The sequence below is a fragment of the Pseudomonas sp. SIMBA_068 genome (assembly GCF_046534705.1).
GTDB classification, from domain to species: Bacteria; Pseudomonadota; Gammaproteobacteria; order Pseudomonadales; family Pseudomonadaceae; genus Aquipseudomonas; species Aquipseudomonas putida.
Window position 1 is genome coordinate 1 of record NZ_JAWRYI010000150.1, and the last position, 357, is coordinate 357.

Annotated in this window: 1 pseudogene; it reads left to right on the top strand. The window is 58.5% G+C overall.

Annotated features, from left to right (window positions below):
• Positions 1-160: 160 nt before the first annotated feature.
• A pseudogene (locus SB756_RS28595) lies at positions 161-357 on the top strand (citrate transporter); the annotation flags it as partial.

The following is a 357-nucleotide window of genomic DNA, read 5'->3' on the forward strand; positions in this document are numbered from 1 at the left end:
CTCGCGCTCCCGGCCCTATTAACAACAACAATGGTGATTCTGATGTCCGCTCCTACCCGCCTGTTCGCTGCAACTCCTCCCGTACGCCTCGTGCTTGCCGTTCTGCGCTGATCCCACCCGGTTCGCCATTCCCTAGCCGCGCTACGCCTGGAGTTTCCCTATGCTGACTTTCCTTGGCTTTGCCATGGTCATTACGTTCATGTTCCTGATCATGACCAAGCGCCTGTCCGCGCTGATCGCCTTGATCATCGTACCGATCCTGTTCGCCTTGTTTGGTGGCTTTGCACCGGAGATAGGCCCGATGATGCTCGCGGGCATCACCAAGCTTGCGCCGACCGGCGTGATGCTGATGTTCGC